Origin of the sequence: Geobacillus sp. LYN3 (assembly GCF_003064505.1) — a bacterium.
Classification (GTDB): domain Bacteria; phylum Bacillota; class Bacilli; order Bacillales; family Anoxybacillaceae; genus Parageobacillus_B; species Parageobacillus_B toebii.
On record NZ_QCWL01000001.1, the window covers coordinates 2224789 to 2229235 of the forward strand.

Annotated in this window: 5 protein-coding genes and 1 pseudogene; 1 reads left to right on the plus strand and 5 read right to left on the minus strand. The window is 43.5% G+C overall.

Annotated elements, in window-relative coordinates; all coding sequences use genetic code 11:
- Positions 1–95 precede the first annotated feature (95 nt).
- Entirely contained in the window at positions 96–878 is a 783-nt protein-coding gene (locus tag DCC82_RS11570; RefSeq protein ID WP_015864225.1) for an EcsC family protein, read from the plus strand.
- A gap of 24 nt (positions 879–902) precedes the next feature.
- Here the strand turns inward: DCC82_RS11570 and DCC82_RS11575 are convergent.
- The 5 genes and pseudogenes from DCC82_RS11575 to DCC82_RS11590 all read right to left on the minus strand — a co-directional run.
- Positions 903–1109, minus strand: a pseudogene (locus tag DCC82_RS11575) (GH36 C-terminal domain-containing protein); the annotation flags it as partial.
- A gap of 378 nt (positions 1110–1487) precedes the next feature.
- Positions 1488–3152, minus strand: coding sequence for a glycerol-3-phosphate dehydrogenase/oxidase (locus DCC82_RS11580; protein WP_097354671.1), 1665 nt, complete (start codon positions 3150–3152; stop codon positions 1488–1490).
- A 190-nt stretch (positions 3153–3342) separates the two neighbouring features.
- Positions 3343–3906: a glycerol-3-phosphate responsive antiterminator gene (locus DCC82_RS11585; protein ID WP_097354672.1), complete on the minus strand. Its 564-nt coding sequence runs from the start codon at positions 3904–3906 to the stop codon at positions 3343–3345.
- 15 nt (positions 3907–3921) lie between these two features.
- Positions 3922–4083 carry a hypothetical protein gene (locus DCC82_RS17680; RefSeq protein ID WP_015864230.1) on the minus strand — a complete coding sequence of 54 codons (162 nt, stop codon included), beginning with the start codon at positions 4081–4083 and terminating at the stop codon, positions 3922–3924.
- Between the two features lie 16 nt (positions 4084–4099).
- Positions 4100–4363 (minus strand): sensor histidine kinase, encoded by a 264-nt coding sequence (locus tag DCC82_RS11590; protein WP_233252992.1) that lies wholly within the window; start codon positions 4361–4363, stop codon positions 4100–4102.
- Between the last annotated feature and the right edge of the window lie 84 nt (positions 4364–4447).

The window sequence follows — 4447 nt, forward strand, 5'->3', positions numbered from 1 at the left end:
GCTTTTTTTCTTCCAACCGTTGAAACTCAAGGGAAAACCGTGAGTGTGGAGGATAAACTTTTGACAATACCTCTTATATATAAGGGGGTTATCCAATGGAAACAAAACAAGTATTAGAACAAGAACTGCAATCAATCCACCGCTGGGAACAAGACCAAAAAGACTTATGGTTTTGGGAAAAACTTGGGCGCTTGCCGTTTAAAGTACTTGATCAGCTGACACCGAGCATCGTACATAAAAAACTCGGGCAATTGCTTGACGAACTGGGAAGTTATATACAAACAGGCGGGCAATATCTTGTCAATGAAGAAAAAATATTAGAGAAACTCCACGTCACAACGGTGCAACAAGCCGCACATCTGCCGCTTGCGACAATGGACCGCGTTTGTGATGAATTAATCGACGCGCGCGTGACGTTTGCTCAAATTCAAGGGGCAACAACAGGCGTCGGCGGAATACTGACACTTGCCATTGACATTCCAGCATTGCTCGGTCTTGCGTTAAAAACATTACAGGAAATCGCCATTGTTTACGGTTATAACCCGAAAGAGAAAAAAGAACGTATTTTTATTGTGAAATGTTTACAATTTACTTCCGCTGATATTGTCGGCAAAAAAGCGATTTTGGACGAGCTTACGTCATTTTCCAACGAGCATCGGCAAGTTTTTTCCCAAATCCAAGGATGGCGTGAAGTGATGATGACATTCCGTGACCAATACGGCTGGAAAAAGCTGTTTCAATTTGTTCCAATTGTCGGCATTATTTTTGGTGCGGTGTTTAATAGAGCTTTTATTAAAGATATCGCTGAAACAGGGAAAATACTGTATCGGAAGCGGCGGATTTTAGAAAGACTCTCTCAACTAGAAACCGGTGTCTAGCCGCATTCTAGACACCGGTCTTACTTATTCATGTGATTCTTTTAAATGCCAAATGACGCTGATGAAATCGCCGCGGCGCTCCGGAACATTCAGTCCCACATACATCAGTTCATCGCCGCCGTACACTTCTCCGCTTCCGGTGATTTCGTAATCTTTATTTGGATCCAGCCCTTTAAGCCGCAAAAACGACAGCGGTGCATTCGCTTCTGCTAACACACGGAAATGAACAACAAACGTTAGACAAATCCGGATTAGGGGAAAACGGGCGATGCACACTCGATCTGCCTCCATTTCTAGTCTTTTTACCCCAATAAAGATGAGCTAAATATCCGCAACCGACAATTTGCATCATGTAACTCATATCGTTCGCTTGAAGATGAAACGTTCTAGTCATTGGCTGATATGTAATCCCATCCTTATATACCCCTTTTAGTCAGCTTAACAATAACTTGTCATATTTTTAAGTAAAAATTCAGTATAACAAAATTTCATGCTACTATAAATATTTATTAAGGGATGAGAAATATTACATAAAAAAATGGTGCTCAAAAGAGTAGAATTGAGCACCATTCTTTCAAATCGCTTCCCGAAACGCTTTTACTTATCTTATTAATCATGTTCACTCGGAACAACCGCTTGATGCAACGCTTTTTCCAGTTCTTCTGCATAGGCTGCCGTCTGCTCTTCCGTCCATTGCAAATAGTTGGCCATAAAGGCAGTGACGTGGTCTTTCCAGCGGCGCACAGAAGCGATATCAAATAATAGTGCGCCGGTACGACGGATGAAGTAGTCAATCGGTTTTGCCGCCATTTCGTAGTCAATGGCATATACAAGGCGGACAAACTGCTCGCGGGAAAGGCCGCATGAATGGTCGTATTGTTCACTTAGTTTAAATAATTGATCGACGTTTGAGCCGTATATTTTCGCGAGCCGCTCCCCTTCTTCCTTCGTAAATCCGTAACGCACCGCTTCTTCTGATTTTTTCGCGATAAAGGCTGGCAATTGCTGTGAGCCGCCAACATCTCCTCCAGAAATCGGCAAATGTTTCGTTTGGCACGGACGGAATGTTCTTCCTTCTTCTTTTTCCAACAGTTTCGCCACTAAATCGACGACCGTTTCTGCCATTTTCCGATAACCGGTTAGTTTTCCGCCGGCAATCGTAATCAGCCCTGTTGGAGATTGCCAAATTTCGTCCTTACGGGAAATTTCCGATGGATCTTTTCCTTCTTCATATATAAGCGGCCGAACGCCCGCCCAGCTTGATTCAATATCATCGGCGGTTATGTTTACGGTTGGGAACATATAGCGAATCGCGCGCAGCAAATAATCGCGGTCTTCTTTTGTCATTGTCGGGTTGGCAATATCTCCGTTGTAAAACGTATCGGTCGTGCCGACATACGTTTTTCCATCGCGTGGAATCGCGAATACCATGCGGCCGTCCGGCGTATCAAAATAAATCGCTTGTTTCAACGGAAATCGTTTTTGATCGATGACAATATGAACTCCTTTTGTCAGCTGCAGCATTTTCCCCGTTTTTGAATGGTCTTTTTCCCGCAGCGTATCTACCCATGGTCCGGCAGCATTGATCACTTTTTTCGCGCGTATTTCGTACATGCGGCCGCTTAGCTGGTCGCGGCATCGCGCACCGATCACCTTGCCGTTTTCATTGTAAAGGAATTCTTCCACTTTCGTATAGTTTACGGCATGAGCGCCAAATTCGACCGCTTTTTTAATGACTTCTATCGTCAAACGGGCATCATCCGTACGATATTCGACGTAATAGCCTCCTCCTATAAGACCATCCTGTTTGAGAAGCGGCTCTTTTTGCAATGTTTGTTGAGCGTTTAACATAGTCCGGCGTTCGCTTTTCTTCACACCGGCTAAATGATCATATACCCATAAGCCGATGGATGTGCTCCACTTGCCAAACGTTCCTCCTTTATGAATCGGCAAAAGCATCCACTCTGGCGTAGTGACATGCGGACCGTTTTCATAAACGATTGCCCGCTCTTTTCCTACTTCGGCGACCATTTTTATTTCGAATTGTTTCAAATAACGAAGTCCGCCATGTACGAGCTTTGTCGAACGGCTAGAAGTACCTGCCGCGAAATCTTGCATTTCCACAAGCGCTGTTTTCATGCCGCGCGTGACTGCGTCTAACGCAATACCACAGCCGGTAATGCCTCCTCCTATCACTAATACATCGTAATATTCTTTGCTCATTTCTTCCAAACGTTGACGACGTTGTTTGCTTGAAAACAATGCCGCTGTCATGAAAAACTCCTCCTTTATTGTTAAAAGACAAAAAGAGACCATTGCAAACACGATAAGCTTCCGCTTACCATGCATGCATGGTCTCTCCTAATCTCCTGACTTATTATTAACTTACTTTTATTATAGCGAAAAACAGCTTGTTTGGCTAGTGAAATATGGTATCTTTTTGAAATGACTGTTTTCCTGTTTCTTACAAAAAACGCTCATAGTGTTTCCATAAATCTTTATTCGAAGTGGTTACGGAAACCGCCCCTGCTTCTAACGCGCGCTCAACGTCGTCCACGGTACGAATAAGGCCGCCGGCATAAATCGGTTTGCCTGTTCGTTCCTTTACTTCCCGAATAATATGAGGCATTGCCCCAGGGATCACCTCAATGCAATCAGGTTCTGTTTTTTCAATCAATTGATAGCTTTTTTCAAGCGCATGTGAATCGAGCAAGAAAATGCGCTGAATGGCAAGCACCTTTTTTTGTCTTGCCTTGGTGATGACATTTCCCCTCGTAGAAATAAGCCCGTACGGATGAAATTCTTGGCATAAATATTCCGCCGCATGCTCATCGTGGCTCAACCCTTGAACTAAATCCGTATGAATGATCAGTTTTTTTCCATGCTGGCGCGCGTAATGAAACACGCTTTTCAGTTGAGAAATATGCACTTCTAATAACACTCCATAAATATAGCGGCTATTTAAAAATTTCTCAAAATCTTTCATCGTTTTCATCGCAGGGATGATCTTCTGACAACGAATATCCATCGTTTTCCACCTTTTTCATGCTCTATTTTTTTCTGCTTCGATTTCTTCTATGCAAGATAATGACATCATTGTCCGCGGTTTGCAAGTCGCAATTTTTACTCCTCGTTTGCGAAATTTTTCTACGACGTGCTGGATATTTTTTTTCTGCATCATCGTACTTTCGTGAAGATGTTCCATTTGATCTCACCTTTCTTTACTTTCCTCTAGGAATCGATAACTCAACGGTTGTTCCTTTGCTGACCTCACTGTCAATCGTAATTTGTCCATCGTATTTATCGATCATTTCTTTTGTGATGGCTAATCCAAGACCAACGCCGCCCTTTTCGCGGCTTCTCGCTTTATCCACACGGTAGAACCGCAAAAATACTTTTTCTAATTGATCCCGTGGTATTCCGATCCCGTAGTCTCTTACCGCAACCGTAACAAACCGCTCTTCTTCTTTTATCGAAATGGCCACTTGTTTTGCCTGTTGTCAACTACCCAACGGCTAAAGCCGTGGGCTTGCAGCTAGCCTAATTGGCTGCCGCGTTCGGCTGGTTGA